The organism is Dietzia sp. IN118, assembly GCF_032905965.1.
Taxonomy (GTDB): Bacteria; Actinomycetota; Actinomycetes; order Mycobacteriales; family Mycobacteriaceae; genus Dietzia; species Dietzia kunjamensis.
Window position 1 is genome coordinate 579,941 of sequence record NZ_JAUMSR010000001.1, and the last position, 24,460, is coordinate 604,400.

At 63.3% G+C, this 24,460-nt stretch carries 20 protein-coding genes and 2 pseudogenes; 13 read left to right on the plus strand and 9 right to left on the minus strand.

Translation table 11 applies throughout. From position 1 onward, the window contains the following. Positions 1-66: 66 nt before the first annotated feature. On the minus strand, positions 67-1,476 hold the full coding sequence (locus Q2K20_RS02800; protein WP_069389547.1) for an IS1380 family transposase: 1,410 nt from the start codon (positions 1,474-1,476) through the stop codon (positions 67-69). A gap of 142 nt (positions 1,477-1,618) precedes the next feature. On the opposite strand from Q2K20_RS02800, the gene Q2K20_RS02805 reads away from it, so the two are divergent. Genes Q2K20_RS02805 through Q2K20_RS02830 form a run of 6 tightly spaced genes read left to right on the plus strand, consistent with a single transcriptional unit; the run spans position 1,619 to position 8,924 of the window. Beyond that, entirely contained in the window at positions 1,619-3,013 is a 1,395-nt protein-coding gene (locus Q2K20_RS02805) for a polysaccharide biosynthesis tyrosine autokinase (RefSeq protein ID WP_317176647.1), read from the plus strand. Between the two features lie 47 nt (positions 3,014-3,060). Continuing rightward, positions 3,061-4,920, plus strand: a complete 1,860-nt coding sequence (locus tag Q2K20_RS02810; RefSeq protein ID WP_317176648.1) for a nucleoside-diphosphate sugar epimerase/dehydratase — start codon at positions 3,061-3,063, stop codon at positions 4,918-4,920. Positions 4,921-4,938: 18 nt separating this feature from the next. Continuing rightward, entirely contained in the window at positions 4,939-6,255 is a 1,317-nt protein-coding gene (locus Q2K20_RS02815; protein WP_317176649.1) for a nucleotide sugar dehydrogenase, read from the plus strand. An 11-nt stretch (positions 6,256-6,266) separates the two neighbouring features. Then, positions 6,267-6,851 (plus strand): acyltransferase, encoded by a 585-nt coding sequence (locus Q2K20_RS02820; RefSeq protein ID WP_317176650.1) that lies wholly within the window; start codon positions 6,267-6,269, stop codon positions 6,849-6,851. Beyond that, complete coding sequence (locus tag Q2K20_RS02825) at positions 6,851-7,936, plus strand: DegT/DnrJ/EryC1/StrS family aminotransferase (RefSeq protein ID WP_317176651.1); 1,086 nt, start codon at positions 6,851-6,853, stop codon at positions 7,934-7,936. The genes Q2K20_RS02820 and Q2K20_RS02825 overlap by 1 nt, the downstream gene beginning before the upstream one ends. A gap of 1 nt (position 7,937) precedes the next feature. Next, entirely contained in the window at positions 7,938-8,924 is a 987-nt protein-coding gene (locus Q2K20_RS02830) for a Gfo/Idh/MocA family oxidoreductase (protein WP_317176652.1), read from the plus strand. A 225-nt stretch (positions 8,925-9,149) separates the two neighbouring features. Here the strand turns inward: Q2K20_RS02830 and Q2K20_RS02835 are convergent, their stop codons facing one another. Further along, complete coding sequence (locus tag Q2K20_RS02835; RefSeq protein WP_007631245.1) at positions 9,150-10,364, minus strand: ISL3 family transposase; 1,215 nt, start codon at positions 10,362-10,364, stop codon at positions 9,150-9,152. 345 nt (positions 10,365-10,709) lie between these two features. On the opposite strand from Q2K20_RS02835, the gene Q2K20_RS02840 reads away from it, so the two are divergent. Then, positions 10,710-11,642 carry a hypothetical protein gene (locus Q2K20_RS02840; RefSeq protein WP_317176653.1) on the plus strand — a complete coding sequence of 311 codons (933 nt, stop codon included), beginning with the start codon at positions 10,710-10,712 and terminating at the stop codon, positions 11,640-11,642. A gap of 130 nt (positions 11,643-11,772) precedes the next feature. Here the strand turns inward: Q2K20_RS02840 and Q2K20_RS02845 are convergent, their stop codons facing one another. The 3 genes from Q2K20_RS02845 to Q2K20_RS02855 are packed head-to-tail and all read right to left on the minus strand — an operon-like array spanning position 11,773 to position 13,872. Continuing rightward, a complete protein-coding gene (locus Q2K20_RS02845) occupies positions 11,773-12,828 on the minus strand; it encodes an IS3 family transposase (RefSeq protein ID WP_317176654.1) in 1,056 nt (351 codons plus the stop codon). Continuing rightward, positions 12,825-13,019 carry a hypothetical protein gene (locus tag Q2K20_RS02850; protein ID WP_317176655.1) on the minus strand — a complete coding sequence of 65 codons (195 nt, stop codon included), beginning with the start codon at positions 13,017-13,019 and terminating at the stop codon, positions 12,825-12,827. The genes Q2K20_RS02845 and Q2K20_RS02850 overlap by 4 nt, the downstream gene beginning before the upstream one ends. Positions 13,020-13,047: 28 nt before the next feature. Continuing rightward, positions 13,048-13,872, minus strand: coding sequence for an IS1634 family transposase (locus tag Q2K20_RS02855; protein ID WP_317176656.1), 825 nt, complete (start codon positions 13,870-13,872; stop codon positions 13,048-13,050). A 110-nt stretch (positions 13,873-13,982) separates the two neighbouring features. Between Q2K20_RS02855 and istA (Q2K20_RS02860) the strand changes: the two genes are divergently transcribed. From istA (Q2K20_RS02860) to Q2K20_RS02875, 4 genes and pseudogenes are all read left to right on the plus strand, one after another. Further along, on the plus strand, positions 13,983-15,515 hold the full coding sequence (gene istA / locus Q2K20_RS02860) for an IS21 family transposase (protein ID WP_317176657.1): 1,533 nt from the start codon (positions 13,983-13,985) through the stop codon (positions 15,513-15,515). Next, positions 15,512-16,363 carry an IS21-like element helper ATPase IstB gene (istB, locus tag Q2K20_RS02865; RefSeq protein ID WP_317176658.1) on the plus strand — a complete coding sequence of 284 codons (852 nt, stop codon included), beginning with the start codon at positions 15,512-15,514 and terminating at the stop codon, positions 16,361-16,363. Before istA (Q2K20_RS02860) ends, istB begins: the two co-directional genes overlap by 4 nt. 104 nt (positions 16,364-16,467) lie before the next feature. Next, positions 16,468-17,556 carry an IS110 family transposase gene (locus tag Q2K20_RS02870; protein WP_317176659.1) on the plus strand — a complete coding sequence of 363 codons (1,089 nt, stop codon included), beginning with the start codon at positions 16,468-16,470 and terminating at the stop codon, positions 17,554-17,556. A gap of 25 nt (positions 17,557-17,581) precedes the next feature. Further along, positions 17,582-18,577: pseudogene (locus Q2K20_RS02875) on the plus strand (IS3 family transposase); the annotation flags it as partial. 171 nt (positions 18,578-18,748) lie between these two features. Here the strand turns inward: Q2K20_RS02875 and istA (Q2K20_RS18165) are convergent. Continuing rightward, a pseudogene (gene istA / locus Q2K20_RS18165) lies at positions 18,749-19,885 on the minus strand (IS21 family transposase); the annotation flags it as partial. Between the two features lie 256 nt (positions 19,886-20,141). Beyond that, positions 20,142-21,617, minus strand: coding sequence for an IS1634 family transposase (locus Q2K20_RS02880; protein ID WP_410494219.1), 1,476 nt, complete (start codon positions 21,615-21,617; stop codon positions 20,142-20,144). Positions 21,618-21,800: 183 nt separating this feature from the next. Between Q2K20_RS02880 and Q2K20_RS02885 the strand changes: the two genes are divergently transcribed. Continuing rightward, on the plus strand, positions 21,801-21,953 hold the full coding sequence (locus tag Q2K20_RS02885) for an IS3 family transposase (protein ID WP_317176933.1): 153 nt from the start codon (positions 21,801-21,803) through the stop codon (positions 21,951-21,953). A gap of 31 nt (positions 21,954-21,984) precedes the next feature. After that, positions 21,985-22,509, plus strand: a complete 525-nt coding sequence (locus tag Q2K20_RS02890; RefSeq protein WP_317176934.1) for an ATP-binding protein — start codon at positions 21,985-21,987, stop codon at positions 22,507-22,509. 56 nt (positions 22,510-22,565) lie between these two features. On the opposite strand, the gene Q2K20_RS02895 is transcribed toward Q2K20_RS02890, so the two are convergent. After that, positions 22,566-22,784, minus strand: a complete 219-nt coding sequence (locus Q2K20_RS02895) for a transposase (protein WP_317176661.1) — start codon at positions 22,782-22,784, stop codon at positions 22,566-22,568. 303 nt (positions 22,785-23,087) lie between these two features. Next, positions 23,088-24,377: a hypothetical protein gene (locus tag Q2K20_RS02900; RefSeq protein WP_317176662.1), complete on the minus strand. Its 1,290-nt coding sequence runs from the start codon at positions 24,375-24,377 to the stop codon at positions 23,088-23,090. Between the last annotated feature and the right edge of the window lie 83 nt (positions 24,378-24,460).

Sequence of the window (24,460 nt, forward strand, 5' to 3'; positions counted from 1 at the left end):
TGTGAGGTCCGCCGGTCTGCCCGGCTTTCCACTTTGGTTCCTGGTCGTAGGTGCTGGAGTTGGGAGTCAGATCGGCACGTTGGGCCGGCGCGGGGAGAAGACGGTGTCGTAGAGCGCCTGCCAGGCTGTTTGCCATGGCCAGCTTTCGGGTAGATGGAGTCGGAGCCGCCGGGCTGAGGAGGCGATCCGGGCCGGGATGTTGATGAGTTTGCGGCGGATCGTCGCGGTCGTCGCGCGTGCCAGGCTCGAGCTTGTGGTCAGGGTGGCGGCGGCGCGGGTGAGGTTGAACGCCATGACGGCGCAGGTCAGCCAGGCGGCGTTGGCGTTGAACACGCCCGAGGGCAGGTGCGCCAGCGCGGAGGCTTTCAGGTCAGCGTGGACGTTCTCGATGATCGCGTGTGCGCGGTGGGTCTTGTCGGCCGCCACTGTGTCGTACTGCTCTACGGATGTAGTGGTGAAGAACGCATGGAACCGCCAGGTATCGAACAGGCTCGCCTGCCCACTTGCAGCCTTGGGATTCAGGTCGGGGATACGGCGCACCACGAGCCGACCCGGCACCTGGTCGTTCTTGGGCTTCGAGGTGAATGCGGTGAAGTCGACCTCGGCGACTTCGGCGCGGGAGATCCAACGGTTGGTGTGTTCGTCGAAGATCGCGTCGGTGTAGTTGATCGTGGTCCACGCGTCGTCGTCGATGGTGGCGATGGCACGTTTGACCGCCGGGTCCATGCGTACGGTGACCGAGACCTCGGCTCCGGCGGCCAGGCAGGCGGTGACCATGCTGTGGGAGTAGAACGCCGAATCGCCTCGGACCAGCACGTCACGGCCGTGAAGGTGGGTGCGGCGGATCAGTGCCAGCGTGTCGGTGGCCAGCCGGGCAGCCCCTCGCGGGGACCCGGCAGAGCCCTTGCGCAGCCGTTGAGCGGCGATCACCGGAGCAGCCTGCTCGGTGGAGACCGTGGCCAGCAGCGCGTTCAGGCCACGTACCCCGGAGTAGCCGAACGAGGCGCCCTGCTTGGCGTGTCCGTAGACCTCCACGATCGTGTCGTCGATATCGACCATCACCGTCCCGGTGTCCGACTCATGACCGAGCAGTCCGGTGTGTTCGGCCAGTGCGCGCACGAACCGCGAGGCGATCGCATCGGTTTGGCGGACGTGGCCGAAGGTGAACTGCCGCAGGAACGATCCCAGCGTCGAAGGGGCGTACGGGCGGTCGAAGAGTGTGCCCATCGCCCCGTGGCGCAGCAGGGCCATGTCGTCGATGCTATCCGCGCCTGCGGCCATCCCGGCCACGAGCGAGGCCAGTTTCACTCCACCGTTGGAGCCCTTGTCGGTGGGCACGCTCAGATGCTCGTCACCGAGCCGGTGCAGGCCCGCCCGGTCGGCGAGTTTCATCAGCGGCACGAGGCCGGCGCCCGACACGAGGTTGGGCTCATCGAACGTCGCGAAGCTTACGGGCAGAGTGTGAGATAGTTGCATCTGCGGGATGCCCTTCTTGAATTGGCGATACGGACCTTAAGCAAGTCGTATCTTGCCAGTTCAGAAGGGCATTCTCGCGTTCCCACACCGCGCTAGAAGTTCATCTCATCGGTGGATCCAGGCTAAAGGAAAGGACCCTGGAGTGGATCTGCGGGACCTGTTGTCCGTGCTCCGAGCCCGCTGGATCGTCATCGTGGCTGCAACGCTCATCGGGGGTCTCTTAGCGCTAGGAATGAGCCTGCTCACCCCCCCGAGCTACCAAGCAAAGGTCCAGTTCTACGTGACCGTCGCTGGCGGGGATTCCGCCGCGGCGGCCTACCAGGGGTCACTCGGCGCTCAGCAGCGGGTGCAGTCCTACGCCGCGCTGGTCAAGAGCACGGACATCACCCAGCAGGTGGTGGACGCCGCCGGGGCGGACCTCACGCCAACCCAGGTCGCTGGTGAGACCACGGCCACCGCCGACGCCAAGACCGTTCTGCTCAATGTTGCGGTCTCGAATTCCGACCCGCAGCGTGCGTTGCAGTTGGCGCAGGGCTTCGGCGAAGTTCTCCCCGAGGCCATCAACCGCCTCGAGACCCCAGATGGCGGCGGCCCGGCGTTGGCGAAGCTCACCGTGGTCAATCCGCCCGCGTTGCCGACTTCGCCCATCGCGCCCAAGACCGAACAGAACGTGGCAATCGGGCTTGTCCTGGGTCTCCTCGCTGGGATCGGCATCGCGCTCCTCATCAACGCTTTCGACCGCAGGGTTAAGTCCGCGGAGCAATTGGAGTCGATCGCGGATAAGCCAGTTGTGGGGTCGATTCCGTTCCGCAAGGCCGAGGACAAAGAAAATGGCGCCGAGCACATCGTTCCCTTCCGTGAAGGACACTCCCCGGCGGCGGAATCTTTCCGGCGGCTGCGTACCAACCTGCAGTTTCTCAACGTCGACAACCCCCCGCGCGTATTCGTGCTGACCTCGTCAGTGGCCACAGAGGGCAAGTCCGAGACCGCAATCAATCTCTCGCTTGCCCTCGCCGAGTCCGGTAACCGGGTTCTGTTGATCGAGGCGGACCTCCGCCGCCCCCTGGTGGTCAGCTACATGTCCATGCCGGACAAGGTGGGCTTGACCAACATCCTGTCCGGTCAGGCCGAGTTTGCCGACGTAGTACAAGAAACGCGACACGACGGCGTGGATCTACTGGCATGCGGCCCGTTGCCGCCCAACCCCTCCGAACTCCTCGCCTCCGATATGGCGCGACACCTCATCGACGAACTGCGCAGCAAGTATGACTACGTGATCATCGACTCTCCGCCGCTTCTTCCTGTGACGGACGGTGCGTTACTCGCGAGGATCACGGATGGCGCACTGCTCGTGGTCCGCTCACACCGGACCACCGCTGATCAGGTCGCGCAGGCAGTGGACAACCTGGCGAAGGCAGACGCCAGCCTCCTGGGCATCGTGACGGTGGCTAACAAGCCCGCCAAGAAGGGCTCAGCCGGGTACTACGACTCGTACTACTACTCGTCCAAGACACCCTCAACGGCTGGGAAAGCCTAAGTGTTCTTTCCAGTGCAGAGCATTTGTAGACCCAGGGAGGACCCGAGATGACTAGGGATGCACAAGCCGAACGGTTCAGTGGGCCTGCTCGCCGCCCCATCGGTCTCGGCACATCCCAGTGGATTGCCGTCGATGCCGTCTTGTGGGCGGCGATGTTCGTCCTTGCCCTGTGGATGCGATTCGATTTTTCGGTGGACCGGCTGGCTCAATCCCTGAGGATGGGGAACGCGTACCTGGTTCTAGTTGCGCTCATCGTGCTGACGTGGATCGTAGGCTGGCTGGTCGGGTTGTACCGTGGCCGGTTCGTGCCCGGCAGCGTCCTGGAGACCAGTGTCGTCACGTTTGTCTTCTCGGCGGTCACGTTCACGGTTTTCCTCGGTCACATCGTCGGAGGGCAGTACGAGGGGGTCCCACGCTCCACGTCCATCGTAACCGGAGCCTTTACCATCCTCAGCGCGCTTGTCCTCAGATCGCTCGTGCGGCGGAAGAGGCTGTTCGGTGCAGGCGGGACAAAGGACGCGGAACGTGCGCTGGTCTTCGGTGCGGGCGACGGCGGACTCCAGCTCGTGCGCCAGCTTCGTCGTTCCGAGGTCTCCCACTTCAACCCGGTCGGAATCCTGGATGACGACGCAGGCAAGCGCCACATGGTGATCGAGGGTGTCCGCGTGCATGGTGGACGCGAGGCGCTGGAAGAGTTGGCCAAGAAGACGGGGGCTTCCACTCTCCTGCTCGCAGTACCGAGCCTGCCCAGCGACGAGCTCATCGACATTCGCGACCGTGCAGAAGCGGCAGGTTTGCGAGTTCTGGTGTTGCCGCCACTCGATTCGATGATGCGGGGTCGGGTCGCTGCGGATGAGCTTCGCGAAATTAACGTGGATGATCTGTTGGGACGTAAGCCAGCCCAACTCAATCAGACGCAGATCGCCGAGTACCTTCGCGGAAAGCGGATTATGGTGACCGGCGCGGGCGGTTCGATCGGTTCCGAACTGTGCCGCCAGATAAGCAGGTTTCGGCCTGCTGAACTCATGATGCTTGATCGAGATGAATCGGGCCTTCATTCGGTTCAGCTCTCTCTGCAGGACCAGGCGATGCTCGACGGTGACGACACGATCCTCGCGTCGATCCGCGACCGGAGTTCGATCTTGGAGATCTTCGCCCAGCGGAAGCCCCAGATTGTGTTCCACGCCGCGGCGCTCAAGCACATGCCTCTTCTAGAGCAATACCCGCTGGAGGCTCTCAAAACAAATGTTCTCGGAACACTGAACCTGCTCGACGCCGCCTCAATGAGCGGCGTAGAGACCTTCGTCAATATTTCTACAGATAAGGCCGCGAACCCGAGTTCGGCACTGGGCACGAGCAAACGAATAGCGGAAAGACTCACCGCGGCAGAAGCTGATAAGAACGAGCGCGCCAAGTACGTATCTGTTCGCTTTGGCAACGTTCTCGGTTCGCGCGGTTCAGTATTGACGGTTTTCGAGAAGCAGATCAAGGATGGCGGTCCCCTCACGGTGACTGACCCTGAGGTTGACCGCTTCTTCATGACCATCCCCGAGGCTTGCCAGCTGGTGCTTCAGGCAGCAGCCGTCGGGTCGAGTGGCGACACGCTCGTCTTGGATATGGGCGAGCCCATCAAGATCGCACAAGTTGCCAAGACGCTTATCGAGCAGTCGGGAAAGCAATTGGAGATTGTCTACACCGGTCTACGTGACAACGAAAAGCTGTCGGAGGAACTATTCGACGACACCGAAGCGCCGCAGGTCAGTAACGAGCACGAGGCTCTCTCTGAAGTTCAAGTGCCGCCAGTTGCGTTTGACCGGAGTGAGATCGATGCCATCTCGGATCACGATCAGGCGAGGAACTGGCTGGACCGGAATGTGTACCCGCTAGACCACGCCACATCTTACTGAGAGCGAGAATTTGCGCTAATGAGAATTACAGTAGTCGGCCTTGGGAAAATCGGTCTTCCGCTCGCCGTTCAGTTCGCCCGTTCTGGACACAACGTGTACGGTGCGGATGTCAATCAGAACGTGGTGGACTTGGTCAATAGCGGAACAGAGCCGTTCCCGGGCGAAGCACACTTGGCGGAGTACCTTGCAGAGGTCGTATCCGCGGGTGCACTTGTTGCTCAGACCGATACCGCAGAAGCGGTATCGAAGAGCGATGTCGTCGTGATTGTGGTGCCGCTGTTCGTTGATGATGAGGCCCGTCCGGACTTTGGATGGATGGATTCCGCCACCAGCGACATCGCGCGTGGACTCCGTTCGGAGAATTCGACCCTCGTGATCTACGAGACCACCTTGCCCGTAGGCACGACACGGACTCGGTGGAAGCCGAAGCTCGAGCAGGAGTCCGGTCTGACCGAGGGAGCGGATTTCCATGTCGTCTTCTCCCCGGAGCGGGTGCTCACCGGACGGGTCTTTGAAGACCTTCGCAAGTACCCCAAGTTGCTCGGTGGACTCTCCGAGGAGGGTGCGCGCCGCACGAGTGAGTTCTACGAGCAGGTCCTCCAGTTTGACGCCCGCCCGGACCTTGAGCGAGGCAACGGCGTGTGGGATCTGGGTTCGGCCGAGGCCGCGGAGATGGCAAAACTCGCTGAGACTACTTACCGCGACGTCAACATCGGGTTGGCCAACCAGTTCGGCGTGTTCGCAGCGAAGAACGGCATCGACGTCTACCAGGTCATCGAGGCGAGTAACTCGCAGCCGTACAGCCACATCCACCGACCGGGAATCGCCGTTGGCGGGCACTGCATCCCCGTGTACCCGCGGTTGTACCTGTGGAACGACCCGGACGCCACCGTGGTCCGTGCTGCGCGCGAGGCTAACACGGCGATGCCGAGTTACACCGTGGGACTGGCCGTCGGTGCCGCCGGCGGGTCACTTGAGGGCAAGAAGGCAGTCGTTCTCGGCGCCGCCTACCGAGGCGGGGTCAAGGAGACAGCGTTCTCCGGAGTTTTCGCCACAGTGGAGGCCCTTCGGGAGGCCGGCGCCGAGGTGAGCGTCCACGACCCTATGTACTCCGACGAGGAGCTACGTGGCTTCGAGTGGGAACCGTACACTCTGGGGAGTCCCGTCGACGTTGCCATTGTGCAGGCTGATCACGCCTCCTACCGCGCGCTCTCCGCCGACGACCTGCCCGGGGTGCGCATTGTCGTGGACGGGAGACGGGTCCTCGCCGCCGACCGTTTCGGTTCGGCCGCCTTCCTCGTAGTGGGGCGCGCGACCGACGGGGCCGAAGACTGATGGCGGTACGTGTGGTGGATTCAGCCGACGTCGCGGAGACGGCAACGATCGGCGACGGATCCTCGGTGTGGCACCTCGCCCAAGTGCGCGAGGAGGCGCGAGTCGGCGAGAACTGCGTCATCGGGCGGGGCGCCTACGTGGGCACCGGGGTGACGATGGGCGACAACTGCAAGCTCCAGAACTACGCGCTCGTTTACGAACCGGCCGAACTCGAAGATGGTGTGTTCGTCGGCCCTGCCGCGGTGTTCACCAACGATCACTACCCACGCTCGATCTCCCCGGACGGTTCCCTCAAGCGGGGAGACGACTGGGAGGCGGTGGGCGTCACGTGCCGGACGGGTGCCTCGATCGGTGCTCGCGCGGTGTGCGTAGCCCCGGTCACCATCGGGCGCTGGGCGTTGGTCGCGGCGGGGTCCGTTGTGACCAAGGACGTCCCCGATTTCGCCCTCGTCGCGGGAGTTCCCGCTCGCCGCATCCGTTGGGTCGGCCGGGCCGGGGTGCCACTCGAGGACGCCGGCAATGGTGCCTGGACGTGTCCACAAACCGGCGACCGGTTCCGCGAGACCGGCGACACCTTGATCGAGGAGACAAGTTGATGGACTTCATTCCCCCCGCCAAACCGCTCATCGGTGATGAGGAGCGAGCCGCCGTCGACCGCGTGATGCGCAGCGGCATGATCGCACAGGGTCCCGAGGTCGGGGCTTTCGAGGATGAATTCTCAGCTCATTTCGGCCTGGGCCGAGAGTGTGTTGCAGTGAACTCCGGTACCTCGGGCCTTCACCTTGGCTTGCTTTCCAGCGGGATTGGTCCCGGGGACGAGGTCATAGTCCCGTCGTTCACCTTCGCGGCGACCGCCAACTCTGTCGCGCTCACCGGCGCAACGCCGGTGTTCGCGGACATCGACCCGCACTCGTTCTGCCTTTCTCCGGCTGCGGTTGAGGCCGTGATCACTGGTCGCACTCGGGCGATCATGCCAGTTCACCTCTACGGCCATCCGGCAGATATGCCGGCCATCCTCCACCTAGCAGAATCCCGTGGTCTCGATGTCTTCGAGGACGCGGCTCAGGCGCACGGTGCATCCCTTGACGGAACTCCGGTCGGGGCCTTCGGCCGGTTCGGCATGTTCTCGCTCTACCCCACCAAGAATATGACCTCCGGCGAGGGAGGTATGGTCTCGGTGGCGGACGACGAAACCGGGCGCAAGTTGCGGCTCTACCGCAACCAAGGCATGGAAAAGCAGTACCACAACGAGGTCGTCGGCCTAAACAACCGGATGACCGACATCCATGCCGCAATCGGGCGGGTACAGCTCACCAAGGTCGACGCCTGGACGGAGATCCGCCGGGCCAACGCAGCGCACTTCGACGCTCACCTAGAGGGCGTCGTGGTGCCGCCGGTGGCCACCGGCGCGCAGCACGTCTACCACCAGTACACAGTGAGAATCGCTGATGATCGCGACGGTTTCGCTGCCGCGCTTAAGAACGAGTTCGGCGTGGGGTCAGGGATGTTCTACCCGGTGCCCAACCACTTGCTCGCCCCGTTCGTTGCGGAGGTTGATCTGCCGGAGACAGCGATCGCGGCGCGAGAGTGTTTGTCGCTTCCAGTGCACCCGTCGGTTGGCGCGGCGGAACTGGACAGGATCGTCGCAGCGGTCAACACACTGGCAAAGGCGGGGAGCTGACATGACGGATCTCAGAGCAGGACTCATTGGCCTGGGAATGATGGGGCGTCATCACGCTCGTGTGCTTGGCTCACTCGATGGAGTCGAACTCGTGGCGATCGCCGATCCTGGTGGTGACAGGTTCGGGGTCGCCAACGGACGGAATTTAGTCTCATCTGTAACTGAACTCATCGCCAAGGGCATCGACTACTGCATGGTTGCGGTCCCAACGGGCCTCCACGAGGAGGTGGCCTTGGAACTCGCCGAAGCGGGGGTCCACACGATTATCGAGAAGCCGTTGGCACACGACACTGCCTCATCTGAGCGCATCGTTGCAGCGTTCGAAAAGGCCGACCTGGTGGGCGGGGTCGGGCATATCGAGCGGTATAACGCGGCTCTACAGCAGGCCCGCATACGAATCGAGAACGGCGACCTCGGGGAGATCTTGCAGGTGGCTACCCGCCGCCAAGGCCCGTTCCCTGGGCGGATCGCAGACGTAGGTGTGGTAAAGGATCTCGGAACCCACGACATCGACCTCACCGCTTGGGTCACCCAACAGGAGTTCATCAGCGTCGCCGCTCAGACAGGTTTTAAGTCGGGGCGTGCACATGAGGATCTTGTCGCCGTCGTGGGAAAACTGTCCGGCGGGACCGTGACCAACCACCTCGTTAACTGGCTTTCCCCGCTCAAGGAGCGAACGACAGTAATCACCGGCGAAAAGGGCGCCTTTGTAGCCGACACACTAACTGCGGATCTCACCTTTTTTGCCAACGGAGAAGTCGAGACGACGTGGGACGAGATTTCCCAGTTCCGAGGGGTGAGCGAGGGAGACATGGTCCGTTTTGCATTCTCGAAGCCGGAGCCACTGCGCGTAGAACACGAGAATTTCCGCGACGCGGTGCTCGGTCGGCCCGCCGACATCGTGACGATGAGGCAGGGGTTGGCCACGGTGCGCGTAGCAGAGGCATGCATTGAGTCAGCGAACTGCGGTCAAGTTATACCGGTGTGACTGGAAACTGTTATGCAACGAATGCTGGCGTTGACGCGACGAGTGGGGGCGCTGGCGACTGGTCTCGTGATCGGTCAATTGGTCCTATACGTCTGTACTCCGGCTCTATCGAGACTGTACGGGCCAGAGGCGTTCGGCAGGGCCCAGTTGTTCTTGGCCATAATGAGCATTGTTGGGACCCTTGCCACGCTTCGGTTTGAGGGCTCTTCGCATCTAAGTGTGGGGTCAGGTCCGTAGCCCGCCGGCGATGAGGAGCATCCGCAGGCGGTAGTTGTCGCGGTTGCGGTAGCCGCGGGCCAGGCGCCGGTGGAGTTCGATGAGGCCGTTGATCGCTTCGGTTCCTCCGTTGTTGGATCGGTCGGTGGTCCAGTAGGCGAGGAAGGAGTCCTTCCACTTGCGAAGAGTGCGGCCGAGGCGGGCGATCTCTGGGATCGGGCAGGACGGCAAGGTCGCGAGTATCTTCTCCGCAGCGCTGCGCCCGGCTGGCAGGTCTTTATGGTGGTAGGCCTGTCGGAGTTCGTGGGCGATCTGCCAGGCGAGGAACAGTTCCTCGTGCCTGGGGTCGGCGGCCAGTGCGTCATTGAACCGTCGCCACTGCCGCTCGGTCAGCCGTGCCGGGTCGCAGCGGATGATGGTGCGGATCCCGTAGAGCGGGTCGCCTTTACGTCCGCGGTGCCCGCAGATCTGCTGCTGCAACCTACGGCGGACCTCGTCCACGGCACCGAGAGCGAGCTTGACGACATGGAAAGCGTCGAGCACCGCGGTGGCGTCCTCGAGTTCGTCATCGATGGCCCGCTTGTAGCCGTGGAACGGATCCAAGGCGGCGATCTCGACACCGCTGGTGAAGCCCTCACCGCGTCCGGTGAGCCAGTCGGCCAGCACTGCCCCGGAGCGGCCTGGCACGAGATCCAGCAGTCTGGCCTGCACCTTTCCGTCCCGATCGCGGGTGAGGTCGACCATCCCGGTCAGTTCTTTCGGCCCGCGTTTGCGGCGGGAGACGTGGTGCCAGATGTGTTCATCGACTCCGAGGGTGAGGACGCCGTCGAAGCGGTCCGGATCATCGGCGAGCGACTGCAGCACGGCCTTGACCGGCGTCCACACGGTGTGCCACGCGGTGCCGAGCTGGCGGGCCAGTCCGTTGACGGTGGCGTGCTCTCGTCGCAGCTGCTGTACCGCCCACTCCACTACGCGGGTCGTGGTGGCGTGCCGCGGCGAGGCCAGGCCGGGAAGATGTTCGACGAAGGTGCAGCGTTCGCACGCCGCTCCCGGGCACAGGAAGCGGCGCTTGCGCCAGATGATCGTGACGGGGCGACCGAACGAGGGGATGTCGACCAGACGCACTACCTGCCGGCCATGGCCTACTCCGACGGCGCCGCAGTCGGGGCACCCGACAGGCCCAGGCTCGGACTCGACGGTCACCTCTAGGTGCTCGTCGACCATGCGCGCATCAAGGACGTACACGTCATCGAGACCGACGAGAACATCGCAGCGGGAACAACGAGACGAAGGTGCGGCGCCAGCGGCAGGCCGGCAGCACCCGATAGGCTCAGACATGGGTCGAGGCCCCTTCGGGATTGGGTGTAGAGGTACTTCCAATCCTTCAGGGCCTCGACCCTCTTGCTCCCTACTGCTTCACCGGCGTGTCGCCCTCACCCACACTCAGATGCGAAGAGCCGGTTTGAGGCGCAGATTGCTAGAGCGGACGACGTCGATGCTGTAAGCGCTGCTCGCATCGCTCTAATCGCGGCCACATTTATCTCGATCGCAGCCGTTCCCATCTTGCGCATGGCAACTGGTGAGTGGGTCATTTCTCTCTTGCTGGCGGGTTCGATCCTTGCGATGGCGAGCACCCTCGTACTAACGCAATATGCTGCTCGATACGAGCAACTGAATGGTCTGGCAATATCAAAAGCTGTTCAAGGTAGCTCGCAGGCCGGAATCTCGTTGGGTGTGGACGGGCAGTTTCGTGCCATCGGTCTAGAGTTGGGGATCGCGGCAAGCTATGTGGCGGCCGTTTCCATTCAAGTTCTCGGATTGCGTGCCGCGCGGCGAATATTCAGGTCCAACACAAAGCTTTACCTGTACCGCTACTTTCGTTTGCAAATGAGAAACGCGTTTACTCTGACGCTATCTGCCGGCGCAAACGTTCTAGTGGTTTGGAACGCACCGCTCGTTATCGAACGGATATCCGGGGCGCATGAGGTTGGACTCGCCGCGATCGCCCAACGAATTGTGGCTGTGCCGATCGGTATCCTGGTAGCAGCCGTTGCGCCCGTTGTGATCGGGTGGGTTGGCCGGAAAGTGCGAGCGGGAGAAGATCCTATTGGGCTGCTCCGGGCACTGTTGGTGCCACTGTCAGTAGGGGGTCTCGTCGCCGTATGCGCACTTATTTTGACCCCTGATCGCGTCTGGACTGCCGCCCTGGGCAGCCAATGGTCAGGGGTCGGTGATTATCTGGCCGCTTACGCGCCTTACATCTTTGGGCTGATTCTAGTAGGGCCATTTGGGCAATTAATTGCCGTCTTCGGGCGATCAAACGTTCAGCTAATATGGGATGGATCGCGACTTGGGGCAATTGGCTTGACGGTATTTGTAGCCAATATGCAAGAGTGGAGTGCCCTCGCATACCTGTGGTATACAAACGGAATCTTGTGCGCATTTTATGCGATTTATATCTTTATAATGCTTAGAGAGATTCGAGCCTGCCGGATAGCTTAATTGATATCGGGTCCAGCGTCGCTCACATGCTTGGTTGGTCCCTCGGTCTGAACCGCTGTGAGTCTTGGGGTGGCTGGTCTGGGACCGGCTGGCAAGGATAGGAGTTGGCCGCATCACGGAGCGTGTCAAATCAAATGAGACGTGAGGTGCTCGGTTGGGCTTGGCTAGTTTCGGGTGATCGGGCGTCGGGGTCGTTGATGGTCGCCTTTTCCGGCAGTCGGGGTGGGCGCGGTCGTCGGGTGAACCGTTCGGGGTGTTTGGCGTAGGCGGCGTCGAGCACGAGCTGGCGCCTGTCGCGGATGGTCTCGGCGGTGCCGTCGTGGACGCTGGCCGGGGTGTGCAGTCCGATCCCGCTGTGCCGGTGCTGGTGGTTGTACCAGTGGATGAATCGGTTCATCCATGCCCGGGCGGCACCGATGCTGGCGAACCGCTCGGGGTAGTTCGGCGTGTACTTCATGGTCTTGAACTGCGACTCGCTGTACGGGTTGTCGTTGCTGGTCCGCGGCCGATTGTGCGACCGGGTTACATCCAGATCGCACAGGAGTGAGGCCAACGGCTTCGAGGTCATCGCCGCGCCCCCGTCGGCGTGGAGATACCCCGGTGCCTGGCCTTGCTCGGCGATGGCGGCGGCGACCAGGTCGGCGGCCAGTTCGCCGTCTTCGACGGTCTCGATGCGCCAGCCCACGACGTAGCGGGAGTAGATGTCGATGACGACGGAGGCGTGGTACCAGATGCCCTTGGCCGGGCCCCGCATTTTCGTGATGTCCCACGACCACACAGCATTTGCTGAGGTTGCGACCAGTTCGGGAATCGCCCGTGGTGGATGGGTTGCCTGCCGACGACGCTCGCCGTTCATCGCCTCGGCCGCCAGGATCCGGTGCATCGTGCGCTGCGAGCAGTGATACCGGCCGGCGTCGAGTTCGCGGGCCCACACCTGGGCCACGGACAGATCGGCGTAGGCCTCGCTGGTGAGCACTTCCAGTATCGCGGTGCGCTCGGCGGCGGTGAGCTCGGCAGGATGGCGGGCCTTGGGGTGCGGCCCATACTGGCGCGGTTTCGGATTGGCCTGGCGATGATGGGTCGCCCGCGACCTACCGACCAGGGCGCAGGACCGCACCACACCCAGCAGCGCGGTCAGCAGCTGCGCGGTTTCGGCCTGCCAGGTGCGCCAGGCGGCCCTGGTCACCCCTTGTTTTTCTTGGAGAGCGCTTCCAAGAACGCGACACCTTTTCCCATGACCTCCAACGCGGCGTCACGATCGGCGATGACCTTGTCCTTCCGGGCGGCGTCTGACTCGAGTTTGCTGATCTGCTTTTCCAGCTCAGCGATGCGCGCCTGCTCCGGCGACTGGCCAGCCCGGGGCCTTCTCTTGGACACGGTGTCAACGGCGGGCGAAAATTGACCCCTACGTGACGGGTGAATCTTGACCCCTCTGGTTGTTGGTCTGTGCGGTCATGAGGTCAGCCACGACGACCATGTCCGTGATTGCGTGCCGCTCTTGGAAGGCGGTGATCACCGGGATCAAGGTCTTGGTCTCTGCTTTGTTGCCCTCGAAAACATGCACGTCCAGCGGGAATCCGTCACGGGCTACCAACAGTCCGACAGTGATCTGCGGATCCACTCGGCGTTCCTTGCTCATGCCGACTTTGCGTAGGCCGTCTTCTTTCTCGGCCTCGAAGTACAACGTGGTCAGGTCATACAAGATCAGGGCGACGCCGGGGCCGCCGGCGGCCGTGACGTGGCGCCAGCAAGCGGTAGCGATGAGGGTGCGGTAGTCGCGGGCAACCACCCGACCCAGACAGTTATAGAGCGTGTTGACGTGCGGAGGATCCAAGCCCAGTCGCCTGAGCACCCGTACCGAATCGAGTTTGCTCGTCGGATCGACCAGACGGGCCAGTACCAGGTCGCGGAACACCGAGTCGGCCACCACGTCAAAGCCGAGCCGCTCGTAACTGCCCACCAGGCCCTGCCACAGGATTCGTGACGACGACCGTTTGGCCACGGCTGCCGAGCTGGCGGGCAGATCGATCACCGCAGATGCCCGGTCCACTAGTCCGAGCTCGAGTTCGTGCTGGTCAGCATTGATTCGTTGCTTGGCGATCTCGATCAATGCCGCGAGCTCGCCGGGCGTGTGGGCGGAGCCAATATGCGCAACCATCTGGCGCCGGCCACGGACCTTCTCCCAGATCTGCACGCCGATGGCCCCGGAGGCGGTCTTGGACTGCACCACGTACAGACCCACCACCTCCAACTTCCGCTCAATTAGTGACCCACGCGCGGCAGGTTCAATCCCGTGACCTGCAGCGATCCTAACGAAGCAGTCGGGAACGACGTCAACTTGTGGAACTCAGGACTGAAAGTGCGCACTCCGCCGCACAGTTGGCGGGTGTGGATCCCAAGACCGTGCGGCGGTACGTCGCCGCTCGTGACCAGGGACGTCCGGTGACCGGCGCGGGCCGCCGTCCGCGAATGCTCGATGAGTACATGCCCAAGATCGAGGAGTGGGTCGAGCGCGGCAACGGCAAGGTCCGCGCCGATATCGTCCACGAACGGCTGGTGGCCATGGGGTTCACCGGGACCGAGCGCACGACCAGGCGGGCGGTGGCGCAGGTCAAGGCCGCGTGGCGGGCCGGGCATCAGCGCACCTACCGGCCGTGGATCACCGAGCCGGGCCTGTGGCTGCAGTTCGACTGGGGCGAAGGGCCGAAAGTCCCCGGCCCGGACGGGGTTCTGCGCTCGACGTTGCTGTTCTGCGCCTGGTTGGCGTGGTCCCGCTTCCGGGTAGTCATCCCGGTGTGGGACCAGAAACTGCCCACGCTGATCGCTTGCCTGGACGCGACCCTGCGCCGCGTGGGCGGGGTGCCGACCTACGTGCTGACCGACAACGCCAAGACGGTCAGCGTGGATCACGTCGCCGGTGTGCCGGTGCGGCATCCGCAGATCGTCCAGGCCGCCCGTCACTACGGCACCCAGGTGCACACCTGTGTGCCGTTCGATCCGCAGTCCAAGGGCGGCACCGAGTCCACCGTCCGGTTAGCCAAGGCCGATGTGGTGCCCACCGAGGCGAACCTGCGGGAGCAGTACGGCTCGTTCACCGAGCTCGAGGCCGCATGCGAGCAGTTCTGCGCCAAGGTCAACTCCCGTAAGCATCGTGAATCGGCAAGGGTCCCGAATGAGGCGCTGATCGATGAACGCCGTCGTCTGCATGTACTGCCGACGGCGCCGCACACCATGGCGCTGGGGCAGACCCGCACCGTGGGCACCGATCAGACCATCCGGTTCGGGTCGGTGCGTTATTCCACCCCGCCGGGACTGGTCGGCGCTGAGGTGTGGGTCCGCGCAGACGGCATGGACCTGGTCATCGTCGCCGACCTCGACCGGCTGCCCGTGGCCCCGGACTGGGTCGCCGATCGGCGGGGACTGTGCGAGGTGGCGCGGCACCACTTGTCCACCCCGGGCACGCCTCGCATCGATCTGGGCCACTACCCCAATCACCCGCAGGAGCCCGACGGGGCACCGCGCCCACCCCGGCCCAAGGCTCGCTCCCAGGCCGAGAAGGAGTTCTTGGCCTTGGGCGATGGAGCCCAGTCCTGGTTGATCGAGGCCTCCGCCGCCGGGACCTCGCGGATCCGGGCCAAGATGGTCGACGCCGTCGAGCTGGCCGCCCTGGTCGGTGCCGCCAGCGTTGACGCGGCATTGGGAACCGCCGCCGCGGCCGGACGGTTCGCCGACGGCGACGTCGCAGCGATCGTCCGGCACCTGGCCACCGGCGCGACCGGTGCGGACCTGGTCATCGCCGACGAAGCCCACTCCGCTCAGCCTGGGACAGGAGCCTGGGCCGGCTTCGGCACCCGAAAGGACACCGGCCGATGAGCACACCGACCACCACGCCGGCGGTGCCACTGCCCGAGGACCTGACCGCGGTACTCAAACGAATGCGCATGCCCTACCTGCGGGCCGCCGCCCCCGAGGTCCTGGCCACCGCCCGGGCCCAACGCTGGGACCCCACCGAACTGCTGCGGGTCCTGCTCGCCGAGGAGATCCGCGGACGAGACGAGGCCACCAAAGCCGCCCGCCGCAAGGCGGCCGGACTCCCCGCCGGCAAGACGTTCGACTCCTGGCGCGAAGCCGACTCCTCCATCCCCGCGCCGACCCAGTCAGCGCTCGCCGGACTGGAATGGGTGCACCGAGCCGAGAACCTCGCCATCAGTGGCCCCTCAGGCACCGGAAAGACGCACTTCGTCGAGGCCCTGGCCCACAACGTCATCGACGCCGGCATGCGGGTCTCCTGGTTCACCCTCGAATCGCTGACTGAAGCCCTGGCACGCGCCAACGTGGACGGCTCCGCCGGCAAAGTCATCGCCCGCATCACCAGGGCTGAACTCATCGTCGTCGACGACATCGGGATGCTGCCCGCAGGTCAAGCCGCCGCAGAGGCGTTCTACCGCCTGGTCGATGCCACCTACGAACGCCGCAGCCTGGCGGTCACCAGCAACCTGCACCCCGCGGGATTCGACACCTTCATGCCCAAAACCCTGGCCACCGCCGCCGTGGACCGACTCCCGCATCACGCCCACGTCATCATCACCGAGGGCACCTCCCTCCGGCTCGCCGAAGCCACCGCCGGCAAGGGGTGGTCCCATTGCACTAACCGACCACCAGGGAGATCAACTGACCGCGCACAGGGAGATCAGCTGTCCGCGAGCAGGGAGATGAACTGACCGCCCACAGGGAGATCCCAATGTCCCTTGACACTGCCCCACTGAGGCGTGCCCGGTCTCGAACGGCGGTGCCGTACTGCACGCAACGCATCAGGAGGTCGGCGATGACTGTCATTGGAATTGATGCCCACAAGAATTGGCACACGCTCGTCGCGGTCGACGAGGTCGGCAAGAGAATCGATGTACTCACGGTCGAGGCTCGGCCTGCTGGGCATCAGAAGATCATGGCGTGGCTCGAGCAGTTCGACGGCGTCTGCATTGCGGTCGAGGACTGCCGGCATCTGACCCGTCGTCTGGAAGCTGACCTGCTCGATGCCGGGCACAAGGTGGTGCGAGTCCACACCAGGTTGATGGCAGGTATGCGCCGTTCGGGTCGTGAACTCGGCAAGTCTGATCCGATCGACGCTGAAGCCGTTGCACGCGTTGCTCTGCGCGAAGATGATCTACCGACGGCCGAGCTGCCCGGCCCGGTGCGGGAGATCAAGCTGTTGTCCGACCACCGTCGTAGCCTGGTCTCGCGCCGTACCGCAATGCAGTCCAAGGTCCGCTGGTTCCTGCACGAGATCGACCCTGAACTGCAGATACCGTCCCGGGCACTGCGTCGCTACCACCTGCTGGATGAGCTGATCGCACGACTCTACGAACACACCGGGGCGGTGGCCGAGATCGCCCGGGATCTCCTGGAGGACATTCGGTCGCTCACGCGGCGGATCAATGAGATCGAGAGCCGCCTGACCAAGCTGGTGCGCGCGGATCACCCACGTCTTCTCGAGGTCCCGGGCCTCGGGGTTCTCGGCGCGGCCACAATTATCGGGGAGACCGCCGGGGTCAGGCGGTTCAAGTCCAAAGACGCCTTCGCCCGTTTCAACGGCACCGCCCCAATTCCCGTCTGGTCGGGAAACAAGGTCCGCGTCAGACTGTCCCGGGGCGGCAACAGGCGCATCAATACCGCGCTGCACATGGCCGCGGTGACCCAGCTGCGACTCGGCGCAGAAGGTACTGCCTACTACGACAAGCTCATCGCCTCCGGCAAGACCCGCACCGAGGCGTTGCGCCTACTCCGCCGCCGCCTATCCGATCGGGTCTTCGCAGCGATGCGGGCAGACGAAACACGGGCCGTGCTCTACGCCACGTCACCTCCTCCACCTGCAGCACCGCAAGCTCCAAACGCTGCTCTCCAGACGGCCGCTTAACGAAGACTTGACATAGGAGCATCGGGGAGCTCGACCCCCGCAACCGGTGATCTGCGAGTTCATCGACCAGATGAGGTCCGAGGGGCATGCGGTCGAGTCGATCTGCCGAGGCCTGCGCAAAGCGGGCCTGCAGATTGCCGCACGGACCTACCGCGAGTGGACTTCGCCGCAGCGCGTGGTGGCGGCCAGGACCGTCAGCGACGCCGAGGTCGAGGACACCGTCCGCAAGCTCGTGTGGCAACCCGATGGGCAGGGGCGGCGGAAGATGCAGCCTGCGGGCCTGTACGGGCGCCGCAAGATGCTTGCCGAGGTGCGCCGGGCCGGTCTGACCACAGCCAGCCCAGGAGCAGTGGACCGTGTGATGCGCACGCTGGGCCTATCCGGCGTACTCCGGTCCAAGAAGGTGTACACCACTTCCTCGGATCCGGACGGTGTTCGGGCGCCGGACCTTGTCGATCGCGACTTCACCTCGGATCGGCCAGATCGGCTCTGGGTCGCCGATTTCACATACGTCCGAACGTGGGCCGGCTTCACCTACGTGGCGTTCATCGTCGACGTGTTCGCCCAGCGCATCGTGGCGTGGAACGCGGCCACCTCCATGGCCACGGACCTCGTCATGACTCCGCTGCGGATGGCGCTGTGGCAACGCGACCGCGAAGGGCACCCAGTCGAGCCGAAATCGCTGATCAGCCACTCGGACGCAGGCAGCCAATATACATCTGTAGCGTTCACCGAACGCCTCTCCCTCGAGGGGATCGAACCGTCGATCGGCAGCGTCGGCGATGCCTACGATAACGCGCTCATGGAGACGATCAACGGCCTCTACAAGGCCGAGTGCATCCGCTCGTCGATCTTCCACGACGGGCCGTACAAAACGATCTCCGACGTCGAGTACGCCACCGCCGCATGGGTCGAGTGGTACAACAATGAACGGCTCCACTCGAGCCTGGACTACGTCCCGCCCATCGAGTTCGAGCAGAGCTACTACGCCGCTCTCAACCGAGAGCTGCAACCCACATAGGGAGCGGCGGGAAACCTGGGGCGGTTCAATGACCGCCGCTGGCCCCACCCGCTCGGCCCACGCCCGTACCCGGGGTGCATCCCACTGCTGGTACTGGCGGCCGGCTGGTAGGTCGGCGTCGTTGGTGCGGTACTGCCCGAAAGATCCGGCGGGCAGCAGCAGGTGGCTGGAGATCCGCTCGGTGCCGCGGTAGATCTCCAGCGTGCGGGCGGTGATCCGCACATCGATTTCGGTGCCGATGTGCGCCAGCGGGGCGGAGTAGAAGTTCCGCTCGAACACAACGTGCCCATTGCGGCCGACCCGGCGGCCGTAGAGCCACCGGCTAATCTCGAACGCCACCGCCGGCAGCGGCGTGAGCAGCGGCCGCTCCTCGGCGGTGAACACGCTCAGTCTCGAGCCGGGACGCTTTTGGAACGGTTCGCGGTTGTAGGCGTCCATCCGCTCACCGATCGCCTCTGCCAGTTCGGGCACCGTGTGAAACGTCCGGTCCCGCAGGCCGGCGATCACCCAGGTCGCCACGTGCGCCACGGTGTTCTCGGCCCCAGATTTGTCTTTGGGGCGCCGTATCCGACCTGGTAGGACCGCTGCTGAGTAGTGGGCGGCCATTTCCCGGTAGGCGTCGTTGAGGACGATCTCGCCGTCGCGCGGGTGCTTGACGACGCCGGTTTTGAGGTTGTCGCACACGATCCGCGGTTCCGACCCGCCGAAGTTCTCAAACATCGCCGCGTGCGCTCGAAGCCACGCGTCTTGCTGCATGTCGGTGCTGGGCCAGACGAACGCGTACCGGCTGAATGGCAGGCACGCCACGAACAGGTACACCTTTCGCGTCGCGCCGGTGACCGGGTCGGTGAGCTCCATCGTGGGGCCGGACCAGTCGACCTCGACCGTCTGGCCAGCCTTGTGCCCGACGCGAGAGGCGGCGCCGGTCACCATCACGTGTCGCTGGTAGGTCTTGCACCACCGGTCATAGCCCATCGCCGGCGCTTTCGCGTGGGCGCAGCGGTCTGTGTACTCGCCGTGCAGCAGCTTGAGCGAGACCCCGACCCGGGCCATCTCGCGGTGGACTTGCTCCCAGTCCGGCTGGGCGAACACGCTCTCGTGCTCCCCGCGACCCGGGAACAGGCGGGCGTACACCTGCTCATCGGTGAGCTCGGCGACGTCGTCCCAGCTCGTCTCGGTCGCATCGGCGGCCTCCAACACTGCCGCGATGCTCTTTCGGGACATGCCCTGCGAGGCGGCAATCGCCCGCCCGGACAGGCCTTCGGCGCGAAGCTGCAACACGAGCTTCGCCCTGATCTTCCGTACCATCACGGATTGCTCCTTCCGCCGCGCGCCCTATACACGCGGCGGAAGGAGCCTAGAAGCGGGTGGCCCCCACGGGCGCTACTGCTGGCCCCCAAGCGCAATATTCGCGATCCCAGCCACTGGCCCCCGGAGGCAATGCCGGTGGACCCCAGTGAGACGAATATTCAGTGGCTCCGACGACGTCCAAACCGTCAAGCGACTACCGGCTCCCAGACCCAATACGACTGGCCCTCAGACCTGACTTCCACAAGTTTTAGTGTCACCCTGCATTGATCGCGTCGATGACGGCTCGCGCGGCGTCCGGGATTGTGGGTTCGACGAGCATTTCGTGGTCGCCGATGGCGACGGTGACCGTGCGCAGGGGCCGCAGGGTGGTGACGATCTTCTTGATCGACATGCCGGTGACGTCCTGCAGGTGCCGGGCCACGGCCAGGGCGGCAAACACGACGGTGAGGTGAGCTTCGATCGCGTCGCGGGTGCGGTGGAAGATCGGCCGGGCCCTCAGGTCGGCCTTGGCCATGCGGAAGGACTGCTCGACCTTCCAGAGGTCGTGATAGGCCGCCACGACGGCATGGCCGTCCATCGCGGCCGGGGCGATGTTGGTGACATACCCCTTGTAACCTGCAGATTCGCGGGCCCGCTGGATCGAGGCCTCGTCCAGGATTACCTTCTGGTCGGTGACCTTGACGAACCGCTGCTTCTTGAGTGGTTCTGCCCGGTCGGCCACGCGTTGGGCGCGGTCGATCTGCGCGTTCAGCGTCCGCCGGTCTCGCTTGGCTCGCTCCCATTTGTAGTGCCACACCACCCGCCGGTCTCGCCGGTCCCGGCCCTGTCCCATTGGGCGGATCAGCTCCACGACGCCGTCGTCGGCAATCAGGTTGCCGCGGCGACCGAAGTGGTCCTCGAGCTCCTTGGGCGCCTTGGAGGTGCGGGAGCCGACGATGAACGACAGGCCCGCATCTTCCAGCGCATTGAGGTTGGCCGCCGACAGCATGCCCGCATCGGCCACCACGACCATGTCGCTGATCTGGTGGCGCTTCTGAAAGGCCGTGATGACCGGGATTAGCGTCTTGGTCTCTGCCTTGTTGCCCTCGAAGACGTGCACGTCCAGCGGGAACCCGTCCCGGGCCACCAGCAGGCCGACGGTGATCTGCGGGTCGACCTTGCGCTCTTTACTCATACCGACTTTGCGCAGGTCATCTTCTTTTTCTGCCTCGAAGTACAAGGTGGTCAAGTCGTAGAGCACCAACGCCACACCGGGGCCTCCGGCGCGGTTGACGTGGGCCCAGCAGGCGGTGGCGATCAGCCCGCGGTAGTCCCGGCCGACCACTCGCTGTAGACAGTTGTAGAGCGTGTTGACGTGCGGTGGTTGCGTCCCCAGTTCGCCCAGGACCCGAACCGAGTCCAACTTGTTGGTCGGCTCCACCGCACGGCACAGCACCAGGTCGCGGAACACCGTATCGCCCACCACGTCGAAGCCGAGCCTGGAGTACGTACCGGTCAATCCCTGCCACAAGATCCGCGCCGTGGACTGCTGGATCCGCGCGGCTGTCGCTGCCGGCACGTCGATCACCGCGGCGCCGCGCTCACTCAACTCCAGGTCTAACGCCTGCTGATCGCCCTGGATGCGCTGCTTGGCGACCTCGATCAACGCCGCCAACTCGCCGGGGGTGTGAGCCGAACCGAGGTGCTCGCGCACCACCAACCGGCCGCTGACCCACTCGACCAACTGCACGCCCGTGGCCCCCGACCCCGTCGGCACCTTCCGAAATTTCAGCCCCACACGTCCAAGCTACCGGGCCGTTTAGTGTCACAAACGCCAGCCCCGAACTCGCCCTACCAGCGAAAACCGCAATCCCGATCCCTAGAACAGCGTCAACTTGTGGAAGTCAGGTCAGAAGAACGAATACTCAACGACTTGGAGATCGCCGTCGCTGAGTACATCGACTGGTTCAACCATCGACGGATTCACGGAGAGATCGGCTACGTCCCACCCGCCGAATACGAAGCACTACACGCGGCGGTCGAACCGTCACCCGAGCCCGTCGACGACCTCGTCGACGCCAGATAACCACCCTCTACCAAACCCGGGGCTTGACAAGATCCGCTACCTGCCTGACCGCAACGTCAACCGCGAGCCAATCGCACGACTTTCCAGCTGTCAATGGATCGACGCCACTCGCAATCTCGTCGTGCTCGGCCAATCCAGCGTGGGCAAGACCTACCTCGCCCAGGCGCTTCTCAATGCCGCGTGCCGAAAGTACTACACCGCGAGGTTCTTCCGGCTCGACGACCTGGCCAACCGGCTCGTCGTGCTGGAGCCGACCTCGCAGCGCAGGCTGGACTTCCTCACTGATCTGGACAACTGCGACCTGCTAGTGCTGGACGATTTCCTGACCACGCCGGTGGCCCCGCACACCGCGGCGGAGCTGCTCAACATTCTGGCCGCTCGGGAAGGGCGGGGCTCGACGCTGGTGACCTCGCAGTTCGATCCGCCAGATTGGTACAAGTCGCTCCAAGACGCGGTCATCGCCGAATCGATCCTCAACCGGATCGTCGCCGGCGCCGAAATCATCGCCCTCGACGGCCCGAACATGAGACGACACCTCGCCACGGCAACGCCATAGCGGCCAAGCGGTCGGACGGGCCGCTATCCGATGCCCGTCCGACCGCTACCCGATCATCAGAGCCGCGCTTTCCGAAAGGCGTCCCAAACAGGCTTCCGCGCAGCTGGCGATGGATCGGCTGAATTCTTGTCGTCGATGGTGAGCCATCGCTTGAGGCACGACGGCGAGATGCCGAAGTCCTTCGCGACCTGGGCCACGGACGCGTCGGAGTCGCGGAAGACCCGGATCACGTCCTCGCGGAACTCCTTGGGAAACGCCTTCGGCATGGTGCACATACTTCCAGCGTCGACACACGCCGACGCAGATCAGATGTCACCTATGGGTGCAGCAGTCCCGATAGACAGGCCTTCGTCCCGGGCGTTTCGTCGGATACGTTCGAACTGCTCCACTCTCAATTTCTCCTTAAACCCTTTGCCTCTCGTGAACGTCCTTGGCCGGACGACACGAAACTTAGGGTCTGGTTGATCGAGGGTGGGGCCATTTCAAAACGGCACTACGCCTCCAATTGGGGCCACTTCAGACTGGCACACTGACCTAGCCCAAAGAAAGATATTCGAATCCAGGTCGAACGAATAAGGCTAGAAAGTTACACTAGTCGATGGGCTAGCGTGGGTGGGGCCGTATATCGGCTGGTCAGAATAACGCCAACCGGCCCGAGGGAGGACCGCGCAACAAATAATTAGCGCCAGGAACCCATTCGATATTATCGAGGTAATCGGACTTGAATTAATTAGAGCGAAGAGGGGAGCAATAGATAAGCTGCAGATCACAGGTAACGGCAGTCCTCTGGCGCTGCTCGCAAGGGCGAATAGAATCAATAAGAGTACAATCAACTCAATGGCTACGCCTAGGAATCCAAAGTTCCCGTAACCATCAGCAATCAGGTGACTATTGGCGGAAACCTCGGAATTTCCAGTCATGTACTGCCCGATTAAGTATGACAGGGAAGAATTATGGTTGCTCGAGGAACTCCAGAAACTGATAACAGAGTCCTCCCACTTGTAGAACTCGCGATGCGAAAAGTAATCAAAATAAGCCGACGGTAGCGTGCCCGGCATCAGTAGCGTTCTATAGATAAAGACGGTCGATAGAAACATCGAGGCAGTGAGCTTGTCGATGACTAACGCCAAAATGCTGAAGCCGGCGAAATATCCTATGAAAGTGCTCAACCGCAATGATCCATAAAGTCTAAACAACAGAGCGATTGCGAATATCGCAAATCCGGATAGAAGGACAGTCTTGAATCCGGTGATTGAGTATATTAGCCATTGACCAATAAGGCCCACGGCCAACAACCATTTCGGCCCACCGTATAGTCCGCGAATCAAGATTAGCGGGTTTATGACATTGCCTTGCAGTCGCACGAGGTACCCGATTAGTGCGCCGGACTCAGCAACGGTTTGACGGTAGCCGTCTCGAATTGCGTAAACATCGTCGAGATTCGGGCTTGCAAGCGCCAAGCCCGACACGCTCAATAGGTAAACATATGTCGCGATCGAGATCAACGCGATCGCGGTTTGAACCACAGCGAAACTTGCGGGAAAAACGGGAACCATATTCGAAGGGGGAAATCGTAGTAAAACCACGATTGCTATCCCGCAAACGCCTGCCGTCAAAGACACGATAATTGAAAGTTCAGGTGCGGCGATTCCGGTAAACTGGGGTACCGCGATTGCCGGGATAAATAAAACTAAGGACAGGATCCATGCGATGAAATCGCTAATGTTGCCAAGGGTGGCCGGAAGCAAGAAGTATAAGCATACGATGAGCCCTAAAGAAAGCGCGAGATACGGCCAAGACGGCGTGCGGTAGACTTCGCCCAAGTATCCGAACTGGGGGGAAATAATGAGCCTGTAGACTTCGTGCATTATCGCTAGTAGGAGAAACAGGAATAGTAGTCCGCTTATAGGGCGAGTGCGGCGGCCCGGAGCGCGGGTCGCGACGTGTGGCA

Excerpts from the sequence above, each read along its gene's own strand:
- Q2K20_RS02800 (WP_069389547.1), bottom strand. The coding sequence starts at position 1,476 with ATGCAACTATCTCACACTCTGCCCGTAAGCTTCGCGACGTTCGATGAG.
- Q2K20_RS02810 (WP_317176648.1), top strand. The coding sequence starts at position 3,061 with ATGACTAGGGATGCACAAGCCGAACGGTTCAGTGGGCCTGCTCGCCGC.
- Q2K20_RS02815 (WP_317176649.1), top strand. The coding sequence starts at position 4,939 with ATGAGAATTACAGTAGTCGGCCTTGGGAAAATCGGTCTTCCGCTCGCC.
- Q2K20_RS02825 (WP_317176651.1), top strand. The coding sequence starts at position 6,851 with ATGGACTTCATTCCCCCCGCCAAACCGCTCATCGGTGATGAGGAGCGA.
- Q2K20_RS02830 (WP_317176652.1), top strand. The coding sequence starts at position 7,938 with ATGACGGATCTCAGAGCAGGACTCATTGGCCTGGGAATGATGGGGCGT.
- Q2K20_RS02835 (WP_007631245.1), bottom strand. The coding sequence starts at position 10,364 with ATGGTCGACGAGCACCTAGAGGTGACCGTCGAGTCCGAGCCTGGGCCT.
- Q2K20_RS02840 (WP_317176653.1), top strand. The coding sequence starts at position 10,710 with ATGGCAACTGGTGAGTGGGTCATTTCTCTCTTGCTGGCGGGTTCGATC.
- istB (WP_317176658.1), top strand. The coding sequence starts at position 15,512 with ATGAGCACACCGACCACCACGCCGGCGGTGCCACTGCCCGAGGACCTG.
- Q2K20_RS02870 (WP_317176659.1), top strand. The coding sequence starts at position 16,468 with ATGACTGTCATTGGAATTGATGCCCACAAGAATTGGCACACGCTCGTC.
- Q2K20_RS02895 (WP_317176661.1), bottom strand. The coding sequence starts at position 22,784 with ATGTGCACCATGCCGAAGGCGTTTCCCAAGGAGTTCCGCGAGGACGTG.
- Q2K20_RS02900 (WP_317176662.1), bottom strand. The coding sequence starts at position 24,377 with ATGCACGAAGTCTACAGGCTCATTATTTCCCCCCAGTTCGGATACTTG.